This is a genomic window from Methylobacillus methanolivorans, from assembly GCF_054588515.1.
Genome location: NZ_BAAILT010000002.1, coordinates 210,763 through 233,629 on the forward strand (window position 1 = coordinate 210,763; position 22,867 = coordinate 233,629).

At 53.3% G+C, this 22,867-nt stretch carries 18 protein-coding genes; 11 read left to right on the forward strand and 7 right to left on the reverse strand.

Annotated elements, in window-relative coordinates; translation table 11 throughout:
• Positions 1-109 precede the first annotated feature (109 nt).
• Positions 110-352 carry a hypothetical protein gene (locus tag LG202_RS02320; RefSeq protein WP_230346811.1) on the forward strand — a complete coding sequence of 81 codons (243 nt, stop codon included), beginning with the start codon at positions 110-112 and terminating at the stop codon, positions 350-352.
• Here the strand turns inward: LG202_RS02320 and LG202_RS02325 are convergent.
• Genes LG202_RS02325 through LG202_RS02335 form a run of 3 tightly spaced genes read right to left on the reverse strand, consistent with a single transcriptional unit; the run spans position 349 to position 3,770 of the window.
• On the reverse strand, positions 349-588 hold the full coding sequence (locus LG202_RS02325; RefSeq protein WP_230346812.1) for a PAAR domain-containing protein: 240 nt from the start codon (positions 586-588) through the stop codon (positions 349-351). The two genes, LG202_RS02320 and LG202_RS02325, sit on opposite strands and share 4 nt — an antisense overlap.
• A 36-nt stretch (positions 589-624) precedes the next feature.
• A complete protein-coding gene (locus tag LG202_RS02330) occupies positions 625-2,268 on the reverse strand; it encodes a phage baseplate assembly protein V (RefSeq protein WP_230346813.1) in 1,644 nt (547 codons plus the stop codon).
• The gene (locus LG202_RS02335) at positions 2,268-3,770 is read right to left on the reverse strand and encodes a phage tail sheath family protein (RefSeq protein WP_230346814.1); all 1,503 of its coding nucleotides are present in this window, start codon (positions 3,768-3,770) and stop codon (positions 2,268-2,270) included. Before LG202_RS02335 ends, LG202_RS02330 begins: the two co-directional genes overlap by 1 nt.
• A 131-nt stretch (positions 3,771-3,901) precedes the next feature.
• Between LG202_RS02335 and LG202_RS02340 the strand changes: the two genes are divergently transcribed.
• Positions 3,902-4,744: a ferritin-like domain-containing protein gene (locus tag LG202_RS02340; protein WP_230346815.1), complete on the forward strand. Its 843-nt coding sequence runs from the start codon at positions 3,902-3,904 to the stop codon at positions 4,742-4,744.
• A 12-nt stretch (positions 4,745-4,756) separates the two neighbouring features.
• Here the strand turns inward: LG202_RS02340 and LG202_RS02345 are convergent, their stop codons facing one another.
• Positions 4,757-6,655, reverse strand: a complete 1,899-nt coding sequence (locus tag LG202_RS02345) for a sigma-54-dependent Fis family transcriptional regulator (RefSeq protein WP_230346816.1) — start codon at positions 6,653-6,655, stop codon at positions 4,757-4,759.
• Positions 6,656-6,934: 279 nt separating this feature from the next.
• Here LG202_RS02345 and LG202_RS02350 point away from each other — a divergent pair, with 279 nt between their 5' ends.
• The gene (locus LG202_RS02350; protein WP_268867555.1) at positions 6,935-8,803 is read left to right on the forward strand and encodes a methanol/ethanol family PQQ-dependent dehydrogenase; all 1,869 of its coding nucleotides are present in this window, start codon (positions 6,935-6,937) and stop codon (positions 8,801-8,803) included.
• A 138-nt stretch (positions 8,804-8,941) separates the two neighbouring features.
• On the opposite strand, the gene pdxR is transcribed toward LG202_RS02350, so the two are convergent.
• Entirely contained in the window at positions 8,942-10,456 is a 1,515-nt protein-coding gene (gene pdxR / locus LG202_RS02355; protein WP_230346817.1) for a MocR-like pyridoxine biosynthesis transcription factor PdxR, read from the reverse strand.
• A 110-nt stretch (positions 10,457-10,566) separates the two neighbouring features.
• Between pdxR and LG202_RS02360 the strand changes: the two genes are divergently transcribed.
• Genes LG202_RS02360 through LG202_RS02370 form a run of 3 tightly spaced genes read left to right on the forward strand, consistent with a single transcriptional unit; the run spans position 10,567 to position 13,859 of the window.
• On the forward strand, positions 10,567-11,814 hold the full coding sequence (locus LG202_RS02360) for a benzoate/H(+) symporter BenE family transporter (RefSeq protein ID WP_230346818.1): 1,248 nt from the start codon (positions 10,567-10,569) through the stop codon (positions 11,812-11,814).
• Between the two features lie 5 nt (positions 11,815-11,819).
• Positions 11,820-12,611, forward strand: coding sequence for a YggS family pyridoxal phosphate-dependent enzyme (locus tag LG202_RS02365; RefSeq protein WP_230346819.1), 792 nt, complete (start codon positions 11,820-11,822; stop codon positions 12,609-12,611).
• Between the two features lie 21 nt (positions 12,612-12,632).
• A complete protein-coding gene (locus LG202_RS02370; RefSeq protein WP_459724312.1) occupies positions 12,633-13,859 on the forward strand; it encodes an acetylornithine/succinylornithine family transaminase in 1,227 nt (408 codons plus the stop codon).
• Positions 13,860-13,897: 38 nt separating this feature from the next.
• Here LG202_RS02370 and ccoG read toward each other — a convergent pair whose 3' ends face one another.
• On the reverse strand, positions 13,898-15,307 hold the full coding sequence (gene ccoG / locus LG202_RS02375; protein WP_230346820.1) for a cytochrome c oxidase accessory protein CcoG: 1,410 nt from the start codon (positions 15,305-15,307) through the stop codon (positions 13,898-13,900).
• A 124-nt stretch (positions 15,308-15,431) separates the two neighbouring features.
• Entirely contained in the window at positions 15,432-15,857 is a 426-nt protein-coding gene (locus LG202_RS02380) for an Mth938-like domain-containing protein (RefSeq protein ID WP_459724314.1), read from the reverse strand.
• 53 nt (positions 15,858-15,910) lie between these two features.
• Here LG202_RS02380 and LG202_RS02385 point away from each other — a divergent pair, with 53 nt between their 5' ends.
• The 5 genes from LG202_RS02385 (at position 15,911) to LG202_RS02405 (ending at position 22,843) form a co-directional block, all read left to right on the forward strand.
• A complete protein-coding gene (locus LG202_RS02385) occupies positions 15,911-17,200 on the forward strand; it encodes a pyridoxal phosphate-dependent aminotransferase (RefSeq protein WP_230346821.1) in 1,290 nt (429 codons plus the stop codon).
• Between the two features lie 44 nt (positions 17,201-17,244).
• The gene (locus LG202_RS02390) at positions 17,245-18,558 is read left to right on the forward strand and encodes a homoserine dehydrogenase (RefSeq protein WP_230346822.1); all 1,314 of its coding nucleotides are present in this window, start codon (positions 17,245-17,247) and stop codon (positions 18,556-18,558) included.
• A 49-nt stretch (positions 18,559-18,607) separates the two neighbouring features.
• Positions 18,608-20,035: a threonine synthase gene (gene thrC / locus LG202_RS02395; RefSeq protein WP_230346823.1), complete on the forward strand. Its 1,428-nt coding sequence runs from the start codon at positions 18,608-18,610 to the stop codon at positions 20,033-20,035.
• 15 nt (positions 20,036-20,050) lie between these two features.
• Positions 20,051-20,845 (forward strand): thymidylate synthase, encoded by a 795-nt coding sequence (locus LG202_RS02400; RefSeq protein ID WP_230346824.1) that lies wholly within the window; start codon positions 20,051-20,053, stop codon positions 20,843-20,845.
• A gap of 165 nt (positions 20,846-21,010) precedes the next feature.
• Positions 21,011-22,843, forward strand: coding sequence for a putative bifunctional diguanylate cyclase/phosphodiesterase (locus tag LG202_RS02405; protein WP_230346825.1), 1,833 nt, complete (start codon positions 21,011-21,013; stop codon positions 22,841-22,843).
• Positions 22,844-22,867: the final 24 nt, after the last annotated feature.

Here is a 22,867-nt window from a genome sequence, read left to right on the forward strand (position 1 = left end):
GAGAGGGGTCTTCATGATAACAGTCGGGCCTGACACTGCAAGCCTGAAGGAGGACTGGTAGCCAAGGCGAGCTGGTTCTATACTTAACCACATGAATGCACAGGCCTTGATGCAATTGTTATTGGAGGTAGAGCGGGAAGATCCAATTGATTTTTCCGGTTTACCGTTTGACGAAGATGATTTGCGCCAATTGGCATGCCTGGATGTGGCAGAGATGATGCAACAGATACAGGCGGGAAACTCTACGGAAGATAGCCAACTTGTAATGGCTGCCACGGTTACCCGGCTGGTGCTGGAAAACTTAGTGTTGCAAGCCAGGCTAGCTATTCTCTTGCAGGAGGATGTGGGCTAGTCGCCGATGAGTACATTGGATGCGCCTGTAAGGATATGGCTGCTCATTATGGGGTCTCCCAAGCGTGCGGCAGGCAGACCACCTATGTAGACTGTTGTCGATCCGTGCCAGATGCCACTCATGCTCATGACTGCGGCTGGCATGCCGTTGATGAGTACTGTGGGTATTCCCGCGCTGATTTGATGCATTGTTGGGGACAATAAAAAAAGATCACCTACACGTGCGGCTGGTTTCATGATGTGGTTCCTGTTCTTGATGAGTGGAGTGCCACGTTAATTGATTGAGACAATGGCTCCTCGCAGGGTCAGGTGGCCTGCACTGTGAATTTCACCTTGTCCAGTGCTTTCCATGCGGACATTACTTCCCTTGATATCAATGGCTGACCTGGCTTCTAGTGTGAAGTCGTCTGTACTGATATTGATGCTGGGGCTTTCGAGGCGTATGCCATGCTTGGAGAGCTGTATCTTGTTCTGATACTGATCTGCCAATTGTAGTGTGGCATTGGCATCTTGGCTTAGGTGCAGCAGCGTGCCGTCATCTGTACTGATGCGGATTTCCTGTTTGTCATCATCCAGAGATATTGCTAATCCATTGGGGCTACGATAGCCATGTAGCGTTGCCTTTTCCCATGGTGCCGTGATGGCACTACTATGGCAAGCGCCAAGAATCACGACATCGCGAGGGTTGGCGCTGGTTAAGCCCAGTATGACCTCACTACCTTCTGCTGGGTGAAACATCGTGCCTGATCCATTCCCGGCCTGCAAGGTAGCCAGTCTTGCCCAGATGCCATGCCCAGCCGGGTCAATCAAGGGGCAATGAACCTTGATTCTAGAGGCCCCATCTGGATCATGATTCACATCCATGACCTTGCCAACGAACAAGCTGGACGTAAGCGAATCAGCTGCTGGTACTTGCTTCTTTGCTTCTGAAGGCAGACCTATGTCGAAATGTGTTTGTAGAGCCGCGCCTGGCGTTAACTCAAATTTAACCCCGCTAATGTAGTACTGCCCCGAGACATGATCGCCATATTGTTGTAGCAGCAGTGTTTGGCCGGGTTGTGCGAGATGTAGGCCTAGTGCCGTGATCCTGCCTTGTACCATGGCCAACCGTGATCGCACGAGCTTGGCATTGGCAAGATACTGCAGTTCCGGGGAGTCGTATTCTCCCGCGACGGGTGTGGTGGGGATGTCTGGTGGTTGAGTAGTTGCCAATCGGGTGGCTACCAAGCGCTCATTGACAGTGAAATCAATGGCTTCAGCTTCTGCAACTGCTAATGCTTGATCATTAGGATCCCATGCAGAAAGATGTAGGCCTGCAACCTGTTGACTACCATCTACCGTGATATCCAGGCTGATGAGGTCTTGGCGTGCCAGCAGAAACCCTGCATCGGGTGTTAATGCAGGTGTCATGATGTCGAGTGTTTGTCCGGTACAGCGAGCCACCACCCCAATCGCACGCAAGCGTTGTAACAAGAAATCCCAGTTGGTCAGCTGATGTTGGATAACACACTTGTGATGGAGCGCAGGGCCGGTGAAATGAATCTGCACATCATGTCCATGCAGTAGCTCCGCCGCAATATCACGATCAGACATATCCTGGAAGATGCGGCTACGTGGCAGTGTTGTTAATCCAACGAGGCATTGGCAATTCAGGGTGACAATGCATCCTGTCAGGGAAAGATTGATATTGTGGGTGGTGATGGTTCCTGAAAATAAAATGTGCTCATCGGCCTTGATTGCTATGGGCTGACCGGGGAGCAAGATGTCACCTTCTTCATCGAGTTGTTCTAGCGCGCTAAAAGCTAATTGCACGGATGCAAACGGCACGGTGTTGAGCCGCTGCTCAATTAACAAGGCATGCAGGTTGGTTAACGTCTTGCCTGCAATCAAGAGCTGCAACTGCGCATGACCGCACATTAGGAGGATTCCAGTGAACGTGGCTTGCTAGCTGTTGTAGGTAAAATGGGGTTGATCGCCACATTGATGGGGCTTGTCTGGGCGCGGACTTTCTTTTTGCGTACCTGAAACACGACATTATCCGCAGCTTGAAAGGGGAGCGGCTGGTCAGTGGCAAGCTGGTGCTGGAGTTTCAAGATGGTGAACTCTGCTGGCCTGACTAATGCAACCCCAACCTCAATGATGATGCGCCCGGCAGCGATATCGGCAGCTGTCATGGTTTGGTCAAGGCCAAGCCGCACAAAAAATGCCTGCTCTGGTTTATCACCCTGTAATGCACCGTTAAGCCATAAGGTGTGCAGGAAGGTTTCAACGCTTTGTCTGATCGCAGCCCATACATTGGTGTCATTGGATGCAAAACCTTGTGCTGATAAATATTGCTCCAGCGACGCTTTGATGAAGCCGGTAGTGAGTGTGACTGATATGTAACGTGACTCGCTATCGTTGCCTGCTAATGTACGACCACCCCAGAGTCGTATGCCTACTCCAGTGAAGCGACGGATGGTATTGATGGATTTGCCGGTTTTGGGGTCTATATTCAGAGTCTCTTGCTGCTGATCATTAATGCTGGCGCTTAAGGAGCGTATCCCCTGGATGTCGGCTGAGGTTGGTGTGTTCCAGATTCCCCTGTTCCTGGCATTTGCTTGGAACAAGCCCATGATGGTGCCACTGGGTGGGATCATTCGGTGGATATTGCCAGGCGACTCTTGCAAGCGCTTGCGCAGCAGTGAAGATTGCAGTTTGGTCGCCTTGTGATATTGACTCCATGCATTGGCAACGCCAGGCGTGTACTTGATTTCCAAGTGCGCCATGCTTTGTATACTGGGATTGATCACCTCTAGCCAAGGCAGGAAAGCTGCGCCATAACGCAGGTAACGGCCACCAATTTGTTGGCGGAAATCATCGACGGTTGTCGTCAGCGTAGTGTGGTTGCAATAGGGGATATCCAGTATTGCCAGGCAATTCGTTTGTTGTTGGCAATACGCGAGTAGTTGTTGTTGCAACTGCGGCAATGCTGGCAAGGATACTGCATCAGGCATGGCCACCATGGTGAATGAAGGAGACGCTGGTAGTTGCCCAATGGCGTTGGAAAAAGCAGCTTCATCTGGAGTATCTGGAAAAGCCCCCAGTGAAAGGATTTCGCACGGGCCGCCACCATTGGCAAAGTATTGCTGCATGCAGGCATGGAGATAGAAGGGACTATAGACTTCACGGGTCACGATCTGGCCGTGCACATCTAGCATGACGCGCAGGATTTGGCGTCCACCCTGGCCAAAGCTTCGTTCAAATTCAGCTAGCGAAGTAATTAATATGCGCTCCCCGCTGCTGAGGCCACGCCCGTTCGAGTCTGTCGCTTTTGCGGTATAGCCGATGAATAGAGGTCGGCAAGTCACCGCGGGCGTGATGCTAGGCATGCGCGGTATTTCCTCGACATAAACCCCAGGAAATTGTTGATTCCCCATGATTTACTCCCCGATTTTATTTTGAGTATATTCATATTACTGCAAATTGAGCGCGGTATTAAGGATTTTGTAAAAAAATGTAAATGCGTACGCACATTGGTGAATGCAGAAGGCGCAGTTAAAATGCGCGCATGACTTTGCAAGCAATGACAAGCAGCGCCCAGCAAGTGAGGGTGGAGTTACGGCAGGCGGCACTGCAGATGCTGTGCCAGTGCGACCCTGATACTAAAGCACAAGCGGTTCAGCGTTTATATGAAGCTTGGCAGGAAGGTGCCACTCGTGTTGATCCACAGCCTGACCTTGAGGTCGAGCATGCGATACCGGGGCGCCCAGATAAGCCTGAGCTAGTTTCCCCTTTATTGCTAGAGCGGCGTTCAATGCGCACTGCCGAGGGCAGGGCTGTCTTGATTCACGCGCTGGCGCATATCGAGTTTAATGCTATCAACTTGGCGCTTGATGCCATCTGGCGGTTTGTCGACATGCCGGAGCAGTATTATGCAGATTGGTTAAAGATTGCGGCTGAGGAGGCACTGCATTTCAGCATGTTGCAAGCGCACCTGCAAAGCCTGGGCTATCAGTATGGTGATTTCACTGGTCATGACAGCTTATGGGAAATGGTGGCAAAAACCAGTGATGACGTGCTGGCGCGCATGGCACTGGTGCCACGCACATTGGAAGCACGCGGACTGGATGCTTCACCACCGTTGCGGGCCAAGTTGGCGCAGGCGGGAGACCTGAAGGCGGCAGCCATTCTGGATATTTTGCTGCGCGACGAGATCGGCCATGTTGCGATTGGCAACTATTGGTATGGCTGGTTGTGCGAAGAACGAGGCTTGGAGCCTATATCCACTTACGCGAAGTTAACCACGCAATACGAAGCCCCCAAGCTGCGAGGCCCATTCAACTTTCCGGCACGCCGGGCGGCCGGATTTAGCGAAGCGGAGTTGGCTTTGCTGGAGCATTCATCGCGCTGATATGAGGCTAGCCTACAGCATGTTCATGGCATGCATGCGTCGGTACAGTGTATTGCGGCTGATGCCTAGCTGGCGGGCTACCGCCGAAATGTTGCCACGATGAGCTTGCATGGCGGCTTTGATCGCTTCTGCAGTCAGGCTGTTAAGCGATAAGTCGTTATCATCTGCGCCACTATTGTCCATATCCTCGAAGAAGTCCTGTGTCAGGTGCATCATGGAGATAGGCGCTTTACCTGAGAGTGCCAAGGCAGTGCGCAATACATTATGTAGCTGACGCATGTTGCCAGGCCATGGATGCGCCTTGAACAAGTCCATGACGTCGGCATCAATCACCTTACCCGTGGCATTTTCAGTTTGCAGGATAGTATCTACCAAGGCCTGCAAATCTTGACGTTGCCGTAGTGCGGGCAGGGTAATCGTGAGGCCATTGAGACGGTAGTAGAGATCACGGCGGAATTCACCACTCTCCACCTTTTCCCGCAATTTCTGGTTGGTTGCGCTTACCAGGGCAAAGTTGACTGGCTTTGATTTGGTGCTTCCCAGGGGCGTCACACTGCGTTCCTGTAATACCCGCAATAGACGGGCCTGCAAGGCTAGTGGCATATCACCGATTTCATCTAGGAACAGCGTGCCGCCGTCGGCTTGTTCCAGCTTGCCGGGGCTGCCCTTGCGGCGAGCGCCGGTGAAGGCGCCTTCTTCGTAGCCGAACAGCTCAGATTCGATCAAGCCTTCGGGTAGCGCTGCGCAATTGACGGCTACCCAGGGGCCTTGACTGCAATCGCTGGCTTCGTGAATGGCGCGTGCGAACAACTCCTTGCCTGCACCGGTTTCTCCCTCAATGAGGATGGGTATATCTTGATTGATGACCAGTTCTACTTGGCTAATCGCCCGGGCAATGCGTGGATCGCCAGTATTCAGCATGTTGAGGCTGGCAGGGCAACGCTTGCTGATGCTAATAGTATTGCCTTCAGTGGTCTGCAAGGCCACGGGTTGGCGTAACTCGACACGGGCATATAGCCTGGCTTCACGCGCCGTATAGAGCGGCGTGATCAATGATTTTGCAGCCTGTTGCGCTTGCATGAGAGTCTCTGGCCTGGCGGCGAATAAGTCGCTAAAGGTGAGATTGTCGATGTCATCCAGCACCATGCCGAGTTGAAATTGGCCACTACGGTTTAATGCCACCAGGCGGTGCTGTTCATCGAAAATCGCGATACCTTCCCACAGGGTACCGATGAATTCTGGGCGTGCGTGAAAGTGCAAGGAATAAGCACCTTCGTGGCTAGCTGTAAACAAGCGGTTCTCAATCATCTGGGCCGACATGCGTACCAGGGCCAAGGTATGTTGTTGTGACATGCTGGCGTCCGTTGAGACATCCAGCGTCCCCATGACCTGATTGCGTGCACTGAGAATGGGCACGGCAGAGCAGGCCAGCACTTGGTTACGCTCAAGAAAGTGCTCTGCACCTTGCACCGTCATGGCGGAGCGCTCTATCAATGCCGTGCCAATCGCATTGGTGCCGCGCAAGCTCTCTTGCCATGATGAGCCAGGAATCAAGGCCACACGCTGTGCATCATCAAGAAACTCACTATTGCCCTGGCTATGCAGGATAAAACCTTGTGCATCGGTCAGCACGATCACACTACGTGTATGGCTGATCTGCTCGTTCAGGCTTTCCATTTCTGGCCTGGCCTGCGAGAGCAGTAACTGGTTGGCTTCCTGTTTTACCAGCAGCTCCTGACGGGTCAGTATCTCGGTGCGTACTTGAGCACCAACCTCCATGCCATTTTCCACGCACCTGCGCCACGAGCGCTCGATCTCCTCGGAAACGCCACCATTTTCCACGACACCGCGTGCAAGGAATTCGTTCCTTGCATGGAGTAGCTGCGAATAATCATGAGCAGGATTTTGCATGAGTTAAGTACCTGATTGTATGGGATTGAACTAGTGTGTCAGCCAATGTAGCACCTGTTCATTCATGACACAACTCTGATGTGAATATCTGAGTTTGTTGATGCTATGCAGAAAAATATTGATGTCTTCCAGACCACGTCCAGCCTGGTTCTTGCCAAGTATTCCTGTTTTTTTCAGCTGGTTGGCACACGCCTTGCCATAGTGAATTGCCGGGAAAAAATCCCGGGTCACTAAACGACATAACAAAATAATTCGTGAATATAGACTATGGAGAATGGCATGAAGGCTAGAAAGATAGCGATGGCAGTTGGCGTCGGTTTGCTGGGTCTTGCAGCAATCCCGGCAATGGCAACCGACATGGAAAACCTGATGAAGGACGATGGCCAGTGGGCGCATCCACGCAAGGATTATGCAAACACCGGCTATAGTGGCCTGTCGCAGATCAACAAGAGCAATGTGAAAAACCTGAAGTACGCCTGGACGTTTGCCACTGGTGTAAACCGTGGCCATGAAGGCGCACCACTGGTGATCAATGGGGTGATGTATATCCACACTGCATTCCCTAACAATGTGTATGCGCTTGACCTGAATAACAACCAGAAAATTCTCTGGTCTTACTTCCCCAAGCAGGATCCATCCGTACAAGCCTTGCTGTGCTGCGACAACGTCAACCGTGGCCTGGGTTTTGGCGATGGCAAGATTTTCCTGCAACAGAATGACGGCATCCTGGTTGCGCTGGACGCCAAGACTGGCAAGAAGATATGGGATGTGGCCGTAGTCGATACCAAATCCGGTGCTTCCACTACCAACGCGCCGCATGTTATCAAGGATAAAGTGGTGACAGGCTGTTCTGGCGGTGAATATGGTGTGCGTTGCTACATCTCTGCCTACAACATCAAGGACGGCAGCCTGGTATGGCGTGCCTATAGCACTGGCTCTGATGCTGATGCCTTGATTGGCAAGGATTTCAACAAGGACAATCCGCACTACAGCGCTTTGTCTTTATATGAAGATGTGAATGGTGGCAACAAGGAGGGTGGTTCCTTCAATGCGCTACCCAAGGAAAAGCTCAAATTCCCGGAAAAAGATCTGGGTATCAAGACTTGGCTCAAGCCGCAGGCTGTCAAGAATGGCTGGGAGCATGGCGGCGGCCCGACCTGGGGCTGGTACTCCTATGACCCTTCCCTCAACCTGATGTATTACGGCACCGGCAACCCTGGTACCTGGAATCCAGACGTGCGCCCCGGCGACAACAAGTGGTCCATGACTATTTTTGCGCGTGACGTGGATACGGGTGAGGCACGCTGGGGCTACCAGATGACGCCACATGACGAGTGGGATTACGACGGCATGAACGAAAGCATCCTTTGGGAAGCCAACGGCAAGAAGCTCGCCACCCATTTTGACCGCAATGGCTTTGGCTATACGTTTGACCGCACCAACGGCACCTTGCTGGTAGCCGAGAAAATGCATCCGTTCGTCAATTGGGCAAAATCAATTGACCTCAAGACCGGCATTCCGCAGAAAGACCCTAAGTACTCCACTCACCAGGACTACAACGCGAAGGGTATTTGTCCATCTGCATTGGGCGTGAAGGACGAGCAACCTGCTGCATTCTCTCCACGTACCAAGCTGTTCTATGTGCCGCTTAATCACGTGTGCATGACCTATGAGCCTACCGAGTCCAAGTACATCGCAGGCCAGCCGTGGGTAGGGGCAACCTTGACCATGTTCGCCGGGCCAGATGGTGTGATGGGCGGCTTTATGGCCTGGGATGGCCTCAAGGGTAAGGCTGCCTGGTACAACAAGGAAAAATTCTCTGCTTGGGGCGGCGCGTTGGCAACCGGTTCAGACCTGGTGTTCTACGGCACGCTGGATCGCTGGTTCAAGGCGCTGGATGCCAAGACCGGCAAGGAGCTATGGAGAGCACAAGTAGGTTCTGGCGTGGTCGGCAATGCGATCACTTATACCCATAAGGGCAAGCAATATGTTGGCGTGCTATCTGGCATTGGTGGCTGGGCCGGCGTTGCCATGAACCTGGGCCTGGAAGAAGAGACTGCGGGCTTGGGCGCTGCTGGTGGTTACAAGGAGCTGAAAGACTGGAATGCCGCACCCGGTGGTGGTGCCATGAATGTCTTCAGCCTATAAGGTGTTTTTATTGATGTGCTGACACATCATCTCCTCGACTCATTCTGGCTCATCTCCACTGAGTAATGTCTGAGTCCTTTTGGCCCGGCACCTTCCTCGCCGGGCTTTTTTTTGTCCGCAATTCGCATTGGGAATAGACTACTGGGCGCGTTTGATGCCCGTGGTGCGTGATTTTTTCAGCTCACGCAATACATCGGCGAGCTTCTTGACTGCGACTTCCAGCTCGTGGGGAGAGTGCGCCGCAAATCCCATGAGAAATCCTGTTTGATCATGTTTTGAGGCATGCAGTGCCGTCAGGCCCAGTAGATCTATGCCTGCCTGGCGTGCAGCTTCAATGGCATCGTGCTCGGGGATGTCGCAATTGAGCAGGCAGGGCATCTGCATGCCACCATCTGGTACTTTGGGTTCCAGGAAATCAGCGAGATATTGCCTGACCAGCGCTGCCAACACATTCCGTCGCTCGGCATAGACAGCGCGCATGGTGCGCACATGGGCCCCAAAATGCCCGCCCTCAATGAAGCGGGCGAGTGTCAGTTGTGGAATTGGTGCGCTATGGCCATCCATGAGGGTACGTGCCACCGTCATGGCAGGGATGAGTTCGGCAGGCAACACCATATAGCCAATGCGTAGGCCGGGGAACAGCGACTTGGTGAAGGTACCGATATAGATGGTCCTGTCATGCGCATCCAGGCCTTGCACGCAGGCCTTGGGCTTGCCTGCGTAGTGAAATTCGCTGTCGTAATCATCTTCGATAATCCAGGCTTGATGCAGGCGTGCCCACTCAATGACTGCCAAGCGTCGCTCCAGCGCTAGCGTAGAGCCGGTGGGGAATTGGTGCGATGGTGTCAGGAAGACGGCTTTAGCCATTTGCGGGGCTTGATACAGGCGCTCTATCTGCATGCCATCATGATCCAGCGGCACGGGCAGGCATGTCAGTCCGGCGGCTTCAAACGCCTTGCGTGCCCCGTGATATACCGGGTCCTCAATAAAAATATGGTCGTCGGCATCAAGTAAGACGTTGGCGCATAAAGCCAGCGCCTGTTGCGAGCTGGTTAATACCAGTACCCGTTCTGGTGTGGCGTGGGCGCCACGCTCCAGGTTGACGTAGCCGCTGATCGCTTGCCGTAATGCTGCCATGCCTTGTGGCGGGCTGTGCAGCAGGACATGGGTGCCGTGTTCCTTCAACACCTGGCGTTCAAGTCGCTCCCAGGTCGCAAGTGGAAAGCTACGGGTTTCTGGCACCCCCGGGGCAAACGCGCGTGGTGCCAGAAAATCACGTACGCCACCGCCTTGCAGCATGGCTGTGCCACGCTGGCTGAGATGGTGCGCGACCTTGTTAGGTGAGGGACGTCGTAATGGTTTTTTTCCTGCAAGCTGATGCACCTGTTCTGAAACCAGGCTGCCCTTGCCTACATGCCGCTGTATAAAGCCTTCCGCATGTAGCTGGCTATAGGCTGTTTCTACCGTGTCGCGTGATACCTCCAGCGACTTGGCAAGTGCCCGTGTGGCCGGGAGTGGCTTACCTGCTTTTAGCGTGCCGTCAAGGATGAGTTGGCGGATTGCCCTTTGAATACGGGCATACAGGGGCAGGGTGCCGTGGACAGGGTTGTTGATCCAGGCTTTGACAGATTCTAGTTGGGCATGCTTAAACAATTGGTCTGTATCTCTTCGAAAAATTGGCTGGTAATGTCAGTCCAATCATCAGGTATAAATTGGTTGTCCCATCGTGTCAATCACCTTATCTGAGGAGCCATATACAGATCATGTCATCTGCCAATTCAACTTCATTATCTTCGTTTCACTGGCGTGACTTTATTCATCCCCTGGTTGCTGGCCTGATTTCGGTCATTGTCAATTATGGCGGTACGTTTATCCTGGTGTTTCAGGCTGCCAAAGTGGCGGGGCTTAGCCCCGAGCTGACGGCTTCATGGGTGTGGTCGGTGTCGATTGGCGTCGGGGTGACAGGGCTCATATTAAGTTGGGTTTATCGCGAGCCTATCATTACTGCTTGGTCGACACCTGCTGCGGCATTTCTTGTGACCGCACTGGCGACCACTTCCCATGCGGAGGCTGTAGGGGCTTATCTCGTGTCAGCGGCAGTTTTTGTCATTCTTGGCATCTCAGGCTGGTTTGAGCGCGTAATCCGGCTCATCCCCGCTTGCGTGGCCGCAGCGTTGTTGGCGGGCATCCTGCTGCAATTCGGCATCAAGGCATTTGGCGGCATGAGTGTCGACCCAATGCTAGCGGGCCTGTTGATCATTGCCTACGTGGTATTCAAGCGAGCCAGCGCACGATATGCCGTGGTGGGCATCTTGTTGCTGGGCTTGGCATTCTTGCTGGTGGCGGGGCGGATTGACCTTTCTGGGATGGCCTTACGTGTCGCCAGCCCGGTGTTCACTGCACCGGTATTTTCGCTCAATGCCTTGTTGAGCGTGGCCTTGCCTTTGTTCCTGATTACTTTGACCGGGCAATATATGCCGGGGATGCTGGTACTGCGCAATGACGGTTTCAAGACCAGCGCCAATCCGATCTTGACCGTCACTGGGCTGGGGTCATTGCTAATGGCACCATTTGGTTCGCATGCTTTTAATATTGCCGCCATCACGGCAGCGATCTGCACAGGCAGGGAGGCCCATGAAGACCCCGCCAAGCGCTGGATAGCAGGCATTGTGGCTGGTATCTGTTACATCCTGGTTGGGGTGTTCGGCGTGACATTGGCGGCGGTGTTCATGGCATTCCCTGCCACATTCATCACGACGCTGGCAGGCTTGGCGCTGCTGGGTACCATCGCTGGTAGCCTGGCTACTGCCATGGCGGATGCCAGGACCAGGGAGGCGGCACTGATCACCTTCATTGCCTCGGCAGCCAACATTACCTTGCTAGGCATCGGTGGTGCTTTTTGGGGGCTGGCGATTGGGCTTGTGGCATATACGGCGCTGCATGGCAGGCTACCACAGCAGGTTGTCAACGCAGCGATGGTGCCGATCCCTGCCAACAAGTTAGTGAAGTGATGCCCATGCCGATCTACCCCTCTACTGCTCATGAGCAACATGGCCTCTACCCACTGGACACGACACTCACGGACTTTCAGTACAAGCTAGCTGCGGTGCAGGCGCGGATTGAGGCTGCTTGTCACGGTGCTGGGCGCGACCCGGCAACAGTCAGGCTGCTGCCGGTGAGCAAGACCAAGCCCGAGGCCAGCCTCCGAGTGGCCTATGCTGCTGGTTGCCGCATGTTGGGTGAGAACAAGGTGCAGGAAGCTCTTCACAAATGGACTGCCATGCAGGATTTGGCAGATTTACGCTGGTCTGTCATCGGACATCTGCAAAGTAACAAGGCCAGGCTGGTGGCGCGCTTTGCCTCAGAGTTCCAGGCGCTGGATAGTCTGCACCTGGCCGAGGTGCTGGATCGTCATCTGCAAATTGAAGGGCGCTCACTGGATGTGCTTGTGCAGGTCAACACATCGAGCGAAGCCAATAAATATGGCCTGGCACCTGAGGAGGTCGCCGATTTTCTCCAGGTCTTGCCATCGTTCACTGCATTGCGCGTGCGGGGATTGATGACGCTAGCCTTGTTTTCCAGCGATACCGAGCGAGTGCGCCATTGCTTTAAGCGACTGCGTAGCCTGCGTGATGAGCTGCTACAGAACGCACCACTTGGGATACACCTGCACGAGTTATCCATGGGTATGTCTGGCGATTTCGAGATCGCTATTGAAGAGGGCGCGACCATTGTGCGCATCGGCCAGGCTCTCTTTGGCGCTCGCACGACTCCCGACTCTCATTATTGGCCAGTGAATGACCAGTAAACTTTTTTTGAGGATGACACCATGATGGAACATATCAACTCCCACTTGATGGCAGCTTATGCCCGCCAACCGGTTTCTTTTGTGCGGGGTAGTGGGGCTAGGCTATGGGATGAGCAAGGCGTGGAATACCTGGATGCCATGGCCGGGGTGGCTGTGACTAGCTTGGGGCATGCCCATCCGGAGATCGCTGCCGTGATTGCTGAGCAGGCCAGAATGCTGCTGCACACCTCCAACATCTTTCGCATCGACTGGCAGGAAAGGCTGGGAGAGCGCTTGTGCGCATTGACTGGCATGCAACAGGTTTTTTTCTGCAATTCGGGGGCAGAGGCCAATGAAGCAGCCCTTAAATTGGCAAGATTGCATGGTCAGCGTCAAGGGATAAGCGTGCCGAAAATACTGGTCATGGAAAATGGCTTTCATGGTCGTACTCTGGCCACGCTTTCTGCCACTGGCAACCCGGCCAAGCAACGTGGTTTTGAGCCCTTGATGCCAGGGTTTATTCGCGTGCCTTATAACGACATTCACGCGGTATGCCAGATGCTGGATACCGTACCCGACATCGTGGCGATATTGATAGAGCCAGTGCAGGGCGAAGGCGGCATACGCCCTGCCAGTGTTGAGTATTTGCAAGAGTTACGTGCAGTATGCGATGAGCATGAGTGCTTGTTGATGATGGATGAAATCCAGGCTGGCATGGGGCGTACTGGTGCTTGGTTTGGGCATCAGCATGCATGCATCGTGCCTGACGTGATAACGCTGGCCAAAGCATTGGGCAATGGCTTCCCGATTGGCGCGTGCCTGGCACGCGGCATGGCTGCCGACTTGTTCTCGCCCGGCCAGCACGGTTCTACGTTTGGCGGCAACCCCCTAGCTTGCCGGGTGGCGTATACGGTATTGGATATCATGATCCGCGATCAACTACCTCAACGTGCGGCAACGCTGGGAGCCAGGCTGCTAGCCGGTTTGCAACAGGCGCTACGCCATCATCCTGACGTGCGGGCGATTCGTGGACAGGGCTTGATGCTGGGTATAGAGCTAGATAGGCCTTGCCAGGCACTAGTGTGGAAAGCCCTGGTACAAGAGCGCCTGCTGATCACTGTGACGCGTGAACGTACTATTCGCTTGCTGCCCCCACTGGTGTGCAGTGAAGCGCAGATTGATGACATCGTCGCACGCATTGCTCGCTTGCTACACACGTTCGCCGAGGCAGCGCCTACCAAGCTGCACAAAGTGGCTTTAGGCGGCTAGCTTTTTGTACTTAGCCGCCATCTTTGTAACAGACAGGCTCATTTTGCAAAGAAATTAGCCATGAGGTTCTCTGCTGCATCAGTTTGTGTTCGTGGCGTGACGCTCACAATGAAACTGGAAGTGCTGGCAGCCACGGCTGGTGATAGGGATACGCTGAAGTTGCTGGCGTAAGACTTGCCTGCCGGGATGGTAATTTCCTGACTACCCTTGAAGCTGTCTGCGGGTAGTCCGTGCACCTGGATGGCATAGGTTTCTGCGCCGGCAGATTTGTTGCTGATGCGTAATTCATAACGGTTGCGCAAACTGCCATCGGCAAGCTGAGTCACCAAGGGTTGCCTTTGTTGCTGCACGATAGCGGTGAAAGGGCTGAGTGTGCTGATGGCATGCCAGGTAAAGGCTATGCTGGCGATCAGCAAGGAGGCATAGCCCACGCGCTTTGCTTGCGACCATCGTTGCTGGCGCTCCTCTGGTTTCTGGAGATGCTCGTCGCGGTCAAAGCGGATCAAGCCGTGTGGCAGCTTGAGGCTATCCATGATGTTGTTGCAGGCATCCACGCACAAGCCACAGGAGATGCAACCAATCTGGAACCCTTTGCGGATGTCAACGCCGGTTGGGCAGACGTTTACGCAATAATTGCAGTCTATACAATCGCCAAAGCCTTGCTCACGACGCGTTTCCACCGTCTTGAGCTTGGCGGTGGGTGCTTGACGACCTTGCTGGCCTTCGCCACGTGCCTGGTCATACATGACGGTGACGGTGGAAGGATCCTGCATCACGCCCTGGAATTTGCCATAAGGACAGGCCACAAAGCAGATGTCTTCACGCGCGAACCCGGCGGCGACATAAGTAGTAGCAGTGAGGACGGAAATCGTGACATAGGCTGCAATCGCTGCTTCCCCGGCAAATACCTGCCTTAAAAGCGTGCCTGCCTCGGCAAAATACAGTGTGAAAGTGATAGCCGTGGCGAATGACAACCCCAGCCAAAGAGCGTGGGTGCTACCGATCAAGGCAATTTTTTTCATGCTCCATGGGGCTTGTTGTAGGCGCTTCCTGGCCTGGGCTTCTCCCTGTATCCATTTTTCGATGAAGCGGAAAGCATCCGTCCATAAGGTCTGGAAGCAGAAAAAACCACAGAAAATCCGCCCAAACATGGCAGCCGAGACGAATAGCAAGCTGGCAGCTATGACCATGATGCCCACGAGCACCATCAAATCCTGTGGGTAAAGCACTAGGTCGAACAAGTAAAAGCGCGCACTGCCAATATCAAACAACAGGGCTTGCCCGACTTGATTGGGCCAGGGTAACCAGGGCAGGAAAAAATACACGCCAAAAGCGAGATTGAGGATGATGGACTTGATATTGCGGTATCGTCCCTTAACCGAGTAAGGCACGATGGGAATGACTTTGCGTGCTGGGGTGGCACGGACGAGGGTGGCTTCTGCTTGCATGGCAATTCCTGATTGAATGATGCTATGCAGAATTGTGCGGAAGTGGATAGTTTTATAACAGATTCAGATATTAATTAATTAATAGTATCAGATTGGTGAAATGTATTGCTGTGCCTGTGTTTTATCAAACAATCAAGGCGGCTGCCACCTGGCGACTTTCTGCCATCAGAATATTGTAGGTGCGGCAGGCAGCTTCCGTGGTCATGCACTCCACGCTGATGCCTGCTGTAATCAAGTCGCGACTGATGGAGGGGTGCAGGAAGCGATGCTTGTTACCAGTGCCGAGCAGGATTAACTCGGGCTTGAGCGCCAGTAGTTCCTGAAAATGGGCAGCTTGCAGGTGATCGAAGCTCTCAATAGCCCAATCCGGGTTGATGTACCCAGGTAAGACAATCAGGCTATGTTCATGGCGATGGTGGTTGACTTCCACCCAGCCATCGCCGTAACCGGTAATCAGGTGGCTGCCTGCAGCCTGGGTAAGGTGTAATTTCATCAGCGGATATATCGAATAATCAATGGAGTCTTTTGAGGAGTGGCGCTTCAATTGCATGCCAACTCAATGTAAGATAGCACATTTTCCCCAACCGACATCTACGGGTTACCATGCAAGAAATCTCCAAGTCCAGCAAGCTCAATAACGTGTGCTACGACATCCGTGGCCCGGTGCTGGATCGAGCGCGTGCAATGGAGGAGGATGGTCACCGCATTATCAAGCTCAATATCGGTAACCCTGCGCCTTTCGGTTTTGCTGCACCAGAGGAAATCCTGCAGGACGTGATCCGTAACATGGACTCTGCTTCTGGCTATACCGATTCCAAGGGCTTGTTCGCTGCACGCAAGGCGATCATGCACTACACCCAGCAAAAGAATATTCAGGGTGTAACCATTGATGACATCATCATCGGTAATGGTGTTTCCGAACTTATCGTCATGGCCATGCAGGCTTTGCTGAACAATGGCGACCAGGTATTGGTGCCGATGCCGGATTATCCATTATGGACGGCTGCCGTGAACTTAGCCGGTGGTACAGCGCGCCATTATGTGTGCGATGAGCAGACTGGCTGGCTGCCTGATCTCAAGGATATCGAAAACAAGATCACTGCCAATACCCGCGGTATTGTGCTGATCAACCCGAACAACCCCACCGGCGCCTTGTACCCCAAAGAAACCCTGGAAGGCATTATCGAGATTGCGCGCCACCACGGCCTGGTGATTTTCGCTGACGAAATTTACGACAAGGTGCTGTTCGATGGTAATACGCATACCTCCGTGGCATCGCTGGCCGATGACGTGTTGTTTATTACCTTTAATGGCTTGTCCAAGAATTACCGTACCTGCGGGTATCGTGCTGGCTGGTTGGTGATCTCGGGCGAAAAACGCCATGCCAAGGATTACATCGAGGGCCTGAATATGCTGGCCTCGATGCGTCTTTGTGCCAACGTGCCTGGGCAATTGGCTATCCAGACCGCACTGGGTGGCTACCAGAGCATCAATGACTTGGTGGCACCAACTGGGCGCTTGTGCAAGCAGCGCGATCTTGCCTACAAGATGTTGACAGATATTCCCGGGGTTAGCTGCGTCAAGCCCAAGGCTGGCCTTTACTTGTTCCCGCGCCTTGACCCCAAGATATACCCAATTGAAGACGACCAGCAGTTCATCCTGGATTTATTGCTGGAGGAAAAAGTCTTGCTAGTACAGGGCTCTGGCTTCAACTGGCATGCGCCTGACCATTTCCGCGTGGTGTTCCTGCCGAATGTGGATGATCTCACCGAGGCATTCACCCGGATTGCCCGCTTCCTGGAAAATTATCGCAAGCAGCACAGCACGCTCACGGTGGTAGATGGCAAAGCTGCAAAAGAATTACAAGCAAAGCCACACAATGCAACTGCATGATGTGGCTGATCTATAAGATTGAAAAGCAACAAACTGGAAACTGAATGAAACCCATCAATGTTGGCCTGCTCGGCATCGGTACTGTCGGTGGCGGTACCTATACTGTTTTAACCCGTAACCAGGAAGAAATCGCACGCCGTGCTGGACGCCCAATCGCTATTACCCGTGTTGCAGATCGTGATCTGGAGCTGGCGCGCCAGGTGACTGGTGGAAAAATTGATGTCACCGACGATGCTTTTGCCATCGTTTCTGATCCTGCGATTGATATTGTTGTTGAACTGATCGGTGGCTACACCGTGGCGCGTGAGCTGGTGCTAAAGGCCATTGAGAATGGCAAGCACGTGGTGACAGCCAACAAGGCCTTGATTGCCCTGCATGGCAACGAAATTTTTGCCGCTGCGCAGAAAAAAGGCGTCATTGTTGCCTTTGAAGCTGCCGTGGCTGGCGGTATTCCCATCATCAAGGCCGTGCGCGAAGGCCTAGCCGCCAATCGCATTGAGTGGATTGCCGGCATCATCAATGGCACGACTAACTTCATCCTCTCGGAAATGCGTGAAAAGGGCTTGGCTTTTGCTGATGTGCTCAAGGAAGCCCAACGCCTGGGCTATGCCGAGGCAGACCCGACTTTCGATGTCGAAGGCATTGATGCTGCGCACAAGCTCATGATCCTCGCCTCCATTGGCTTTGGTATTCCGGTGCAATTCGACAAGGCTTATGTCGAGGGCATCACGAAGCTGGATGCCGTAGATATCCGTTACGCTGAAGAGTTGGGTTACCGCGTCAAGCTGCTTGGTATTACCAAGCGAACCGACAAGGGTGTGGAGTTGCGTGTACACCCAACCCTGATCCCGGAAAAGCGCTTGATTGCCAATGTGAATGGTGCAATGAATGCTGTGCTGGTCAAGGGTGATGCCGTTGGCCCTACCTTGTATTATGGCGCCGGTGCCGGTGCCGAGCCAACCGCGAGTGCCGTGGTGGCCGACCTGGTTGATGTCACGCGTACGCACACCGTGGATGCGCACCAGCGCGTGCCGCACCTGGCTTTCCAGCCCGATCGCCTGGTAGACCTGCCCATCCTGCCTATCAGCGAGGTCAGCAGCGCTTATTACCTGCGCCTGCGCGCACTGGACAAGCCCGGCGTGCTTGCCGACGTGACCCGCATCCTCGGTGATCGTGAAATCTCCATCGATGCCATGATCCAGAAAGAGCCGCAAGAAGGCGAAGACCAGGCCGACATCATCATTCTCACCCACGTCACGGTCGAGAAAAACATCGATGATGCCATTGCCGCCATCGAGGCATTGCCTGCCATTTCCGGCAAGGTGACCCGTTTGCGCATGGAAGAACTAAGCCGATAATTTGAGGAAAGGATTGCAGGCAGGCGTAGCGCCTCCTGCATCAGTTGCAATGAAATACATTTCCACCCGCGGGCAATCGCCTGCACTGACATTCTCTGAAATCCTGCTCGGCGGCCTGGCGCCGGACGGCGGCCTGTATTTGCCCGAGCAATATCCGCAATTCAGCGCTGAAGACTTGAGCGCCATGCGCGGCATGAATTACCGCGACCTGGCATTCACCATTCTTTCTCGCCTGGTGGATGATATTCCTGCCGCAGACCTGCGCAGCATCGTCGACAAGACCTATCGCGCCGATGTCTATGCTTATGCGCGTCCCGGCCAGGATGCCGAGGACATCACGCCTATTCTCAAGCTGGAAGATGACCTGTACCTGCTTTCCCTGTCCAATGGCCCGACCCTGGCGTTCAAGGACATGGCCATGCAACTGCTGGGCAATTTGTTCGAATATGTGCTGGCGCAGAAGGGTGAGACCACCAATATCCTGGGGGCAACCTCCGGCGATACCGGTTCTGCCGCCGAATACGCCATGCGCGGTAAGCAGGGCGTCAAGGTATTCATGCTCTCTCCGCACCAGAAAATGAGCCGTTTCCAGACTGCGCAGATGTTCAGCCTGCAGGACGACAATATCTTCAACATCGCGGTTAAGGGCGTGTTCGACGACTGCCAAGACATCGTCAAGGCCGTTTCCAACGACCATGCCTTCAAGGCCAACAACAAGATAGGCGCAGTGAATTCCATCAACTGGGCACGCGTGGCGGCCCAGGTGGTGTATTACTTCAAGGGTTATTTTGCCGTGACCGCCGACAATGCTCAGAGGGTCAGCTTTGCTGTGCCGTCAGGGAATTTTGGCAATGTCTGTGCTGGGCATATTGCACGCATGATGGGTCTGCCTATCGCCAAGCTGGTGGTAGCGACCAATGAGAACGACGTACTGGATGAATTCTTCAAGACCGGTGTTTACCGTCCGCGCGGCTCTGCCAATACCTACCATACTTCCAGCCCGTCAATGGACATTTCCAAGGCCTCTAATTTCGAGCGTTTCGTGTTCGACTTGGTTGGGCGGGATGCCGCTAAAGTGCGCGAGCTATGGAGCAAGGTAGATGCAGGCGGCAGTTTCGACCTTAATGAAGGCGGCTGGTTTGCCAAGGCAGCTGATTATGGTTTTGTCTCAGGCAGTAGCAACCATGCGCATCGCATGCAGACTATCCGGGCGACCCAAGAGCGCTATCAGGTGACTATTGATACGCATACGGCGGATGGCCTCAAGGTGGCCTTGGAGCATCGCGAAGCAGGTATTCCCATGCTGGTGCTGGAAACCGCACTACCAGCCAAGTTCGAGGATGCCATTGTCGAAGCGCTTGGCCAAAAACCTGAGCGCCCGCAAAGCCTTGAAGGCCTGGAAGCTTTGCCTCAACGCTTTGAAGTGATGGATGCGGATGCTGCAGCCATCAAGCAATTTATTGTTGACCACATCTAGCCCCGGGGAGAATCCATGAAGGTCTATCACGACTTGATGCGCCACGTACTGGAGCACGGCCACAAGAAGGAAGACCGGACTGGCACCGGTACCTTGTCAGTGTTTGGCTACCAGATGCGTTTTGACTTGGCCGAGGGCTTTCCGCTGCTCACCACCAAGAAAGTGCACCTGAAGTCCATCATTCATGAGTTGTTGTGGTTTTTGCAAGGCAGCACTAACATTGCCTACCTCAAGGAAAATGGCGTGACCATCTGGGATGAGTGGGCCGATGAACAAGGCAATCTTGGCCCCGTCTATGGCTATCAATGGCGCAACTGGCCCAAGCCTGATGGCACGCATATTGACCAGATTAGTGAGGTGGTTAATGCCATCAAGCGTAATCCTGATTCACGTCGCCTGATCGTCTCCGCCTGGAATGTCGCGGATGTCGACAAGATGAAGCTACCACCTTGCCATGCTTTCTTCCAGTTCTACGTGGCAGATGGCAGGCTTTCCTGTCAGCTTTACCAGCGTAGTGCTGACATCTTCCTTGGTGTGCCCTTCAATATTGCCTCTTATGCCTTGCTCACCATGATGGTGGCGCAAGTATGCGGACTTAAGTTAGGTGATTTCGTACACACGCTGGGCGATGCGCATATCTATCTTAATCACCTTGACCAGGTGAAAGAGCAATTGTCACGCGAGCCTTATCCTTTGCCTGCCATGAAAATCAACCCTGATGTGCAGGATATTTTCGGGTTCCGTTTCGAGGATTTCACGCTGGAAAATTACCAGTCTCATCCTGCAATCAAGGCACCTGTTGCCGTGTAATTTTTAGTGTTGAAATCATGATGCTATCTTTCCTTCATGCTGTTTTCATGTAGGCGTTAATTGTTGCGCCCCGATAATCCAGTATCAATCTGCCCGCTTCACTATTCACTATCGTAGTTATTCATGCTTCCTCAACATCACCACTCTGTGCCGCCCAGATTAAGGATGGCGCACATTATTGCCGTTGGCCTTGCCCTGTTGGTGGCTACTGTGACCTTGATCAGCATGGAGTATGCATCGCTTCGTCATAACATGACGAATACCATGCAGGTTCAGATGCACATCATGGCAAGTAATCTTGCGCGATCATTGCTGCACGGTGAACGCGTGGAAGCCAATGAGGTATTAGCCAGTTTGGCGGATGCTCCCGAAATAGATGCCGCTGTGTTGTATGACATGCACAAAAACCAGTTTGCTGAGTATGCCAGACGTGGAAGCTTGCCTCACGCGCCTAAGGTACGGATCAAGACGCAAGCACAACACCAGACTGACTTGCACAAAAGCGAAATATGGCAACCCGTCATCTATGGTGACATGCAAGTGGGAATGCTGTACATGCGATCCAATATGAAAGGCTTGTATCGCCAATTACTTTGGTATATCGGCACTACTGTCACGGTCATGCTGGTGACCTTGTTCGCTGCCGCGTTGCTGTTGAGTCGATTGCAACGGGCGATGCTGAAGGCCGAGGAGCGAGCAGGTTTTCTGGCCAATTATGACACGGTGACTGATCTGCCAAATCGGCATGCTTTCAATGGACGTTTTCATTCACTGCTGGAAAATGCCCGCCAGCGCAATACGGTACTTGCTTTGCTGGTATTCGACCTGGATGATTTCAAGGTGATTAACGATACTTTGGGGCACGATGTGGGGGACAAGCTTTTGCATCTTGTAGCCCAGCGCCTGGTATCTGCTGCTGGAGGTAAAGACACGGTTTATCGCGTGGGTGGCGATGAGTTTGCCATGATCCTTGACCAGCCGGCAGATGTTGAGAATGTTGATGCTGTTGCCAACCGGTTTATCCGTACATTGGCGCAACCTATCATACTGAATGACCGGAATTTCTATATCGGTGTCAGTATTGGCGCCAGTCTCTACCCATATGATGGAGAAGATGCTGCCCATTTGCTACGCGATGCTGATGCTGCGATGTACTACGCCAAGAGCCGCGGCAAGAATAATTTCCAGATGTTCTCGGCAGAAATGCATCACAAAAGCTCAACACGCTTGATTCTCGAAACAGAAATGCGCGTTGCTTTGGAAGAGAGGCAATTCGAGCTTTACTATCAACCACAGTATAGCTTGCCAGATCAAACACTAGTGGGTGTAGAGGCTTTGATACGCTGGCATCATCCTCAGCGCGGCATGTTGCATCCTAGCAGCTTTATTCCTGTGGCCGAGGAAACTGGTCTAATTGTGCGTATTGGCGAATGGGCGCTGGAAGAAGCTTGCAAGCAGGCAATGGAGTGGAAGAGCCTGGGAGCTACTCTACGCATGAGTGTCAACCTTTCTGGTCGCCAGTTTCGTCAGGAGTCTCTGGTGAATACAGTCACCAAGATTATTGAGCAAACTGGCATGGACAGTAGTCTGCTTGAGTTGGAAATTACTGAAACGGTACTCATGGAAGATGCGGAGACGACGATTACTCGCTTGGCAGACTTAAAATCCATGGGCGTGCACCTGGCGATCGACGACTTTGGTACGGGTTATTCTTCCATGGCGTATCTTAAGCGCTTTCCAGTCAGCCGACTCAAGATTGATCGTAGCTTTATCCGCGATATTCCACGTGATGCCGATGATGTGGCGATTACCACTGCCACCATCCAGATGGCGCATAGCTTGAAGCTTGAGGTGGTTGCAGAAGGGGTGGAAACCAAGGCGCAGTTGCAGTTCCTGCTTGAGCAGGGTAGCGACATGGTGCAAGGCTATTTGTTCAGTCATCCAGTGGATGCACAACATATGACTGAAATGGTATTGACGGGAAAATGCAAGGTGTAAATTGTGTGTTTATCCTTATGTATT

What these genes read in the sequence shown, in the direction of transcription:
- LG202_RS02320 (WP_230346811.1), top strand. Translation starts at nt 110, where the DNA reads ATGCAATTGTTATTGGAGGTAGAGCGGGAAGATCCAATTGATTTTTCC.
- LG202_RS02325 (WP_230346812.1), bottom strand. Translation starts at nt 588, where the DNA reads ATGAAACCAGCCGCACGTGTAGGTGATCTTTTTTTATTGTCCCCAACA.
- LG202_RS02330 (WP_230346813.1), bottom strand. Translation starts at nt 2,268, where the DNA reads ATGTGCGGTCATGCGCAGTTGCAGCTCTTGATTGCAGGCAAGACGTTA.
- LG202_RS02335 (WP_230346814.1), bottom strand. Translation starts at nt 3,770, where the DNA reads ATGGGGAATCAACAATTTCCTGGGGTTTATGTCGAGGAAATACCGCGC.
- LG202_RS02340 (WP_230346815.1), top strand. Translation starts at nt 3,902, where the DNA reads ATGACTTTGCAAGCAATGACAAGCAGCGCCCAGCAAGTGAGGGTGGAG.
- LG202_RS02345 (WP_230346816.1), bottom strand. Translation starts at nt 6,655, where the DNA reads ATGCAAAATCCTGCTCATGATTATTCGCAGCTACTCCATGCAAGGAAC.
- LG202_RS02350 (WP_268867555.1), top strand. Translation starts at nt 6,935, where the DNA reads ATGAAGGCTAGAAAGATAGCGATGGCAGTTGGCGTCGGTTTGCTGGGT.
- LG202_RS02360 (WP_230346818.1), top strand. Translation starts at nt 10,567, where the DNA reads ATGTCATCTGCCAATTCAACTTCATTATCTTCGTTTCACTGGCGTGAC.
- LG202_RS02365 (WP_230346819.1), top strand. Translation starts at nt 11,820, where the DNA reads ATGCCGATCTACCCCTCTACTGCTCATGAGCAACATGGCCTCTACCCA.
- LG202_RS02370 (WP_459724312.1), top strand. Translation starts at nt 12,633, where the DNA reads ATGATGGAACATATCAACTCCCACTTGATGGCAGCTTATGCCCGCCAA.
- ccoG (WP_230346820.1), bottom strand. Translation starts at nt 15,307, where the DNA reads ATGCAAGCAGAAGCCACCCTCGTCCGTGCCACCCCAGCACGCAAAGTC.
- LG202_RS02380 (WP_459724314.1), bottom strand. Translation starts at nt 15,857, where the DNA reads ATGCAATTGAAGCGCCACTCCTCAAAAGACTCCATTGATTATTCGATA.
- LG202_RS02385 (WP_230346821.1), top strand. Translation starts at nt 15,911, where the DNA reads ATGCAAGAAATCTCCAAGTCCAGCAAGCTCAATAACGTGTGCTACGAC.
- LG202_RS02390 (WP_230346822.1), top strand. Translation starts at nt 17,245, where the DNA reads ATGAAACCCATCAATGTTGGCCTGCTCGGCATCGGTACTGTCGGTGGC.
- thrC (WP_230346823.1), top strand. Translation starts at nt 18,608, where the DNA reads ATGAAATACATTTCCACCCGCGGGCAATCGCCTGCACTGACATTCTCT.
- LG202_RS02400 (WP_230346824.1), top strand. Translation starts at nt 20,051, where the DNA reads ATGAAGGTCTATCACGACTTGATGCGCCACGTACTGGAGCACGGCCAC.
- LG202_RS02405 (WP_230346825.1), top strand. Translation starts at nt 21,011, where the DNA reads ATGGCGCACATTATTGCCGTTGGCCTTGCCCTGTTGGTGGCTACTGTG.